This is a genomic window from Pseudomonas brassicacearum, from assembly GCF_003732265.1.
In the GTDB taxonomy this organism is placed as follows: domain Bacteria; phylum Pseudomonadota; class Gammaproteobacteria; order Pseudomonadales; family Pseudomonadaceae; genus Aquipseudomonas; species Aquipseudomonas brassicacearum_D.
This window is the reverse complement of sequence record NZ_MOBK01000063.1, coordinates 1-299: the sequence shown is the minus strand read 5'-3', so window position 1 is coordinate 299 and position 299 is coordinate 1. Positions and strand designations below refer to the sequence as shown.

Annotated in this window: 1 pseudogene; it reads right to left on the bottom strand. The window is 61.2% G+C overall.

Going from position 1 to position 299, the window contains the following annotated elements:
• Nucleotides 1-299: pseudogene (hslU, locus tag BK660_RS30050) on the bottom strand (HslU--HslV peptidase ATPase subunit); the annotation flags it as partial.

The window sequence follows — 299 nt, the reverse complement described above, 5'->3', positions numbered from 1 at the left end:
CAGGCGACGGGCACCGATGTTCTCGGTCTTCTCGTTGACCTGCCAGGCGATCCCGGCAATGCGCTTGATGCCATCCGGCTGGAATTCGATGCCCAGGCCTTCGGTTTTCAGCAGGGCGCAATATTGCTCGGTGAGCGACGCATGCGGCTCGCTGAGAATGCGTTCGAAGTCTTCCGGCGTCAGCGCCTTGAGTTGGACGCGAATCGGCAGGCGACCTTGCAGCTCAGGCACCCGGTCGCTCGGCTTGCTCAGGTGGAATGCACCGGAAGCAATGAACAGGATGTGGTCGGTCTTGACCA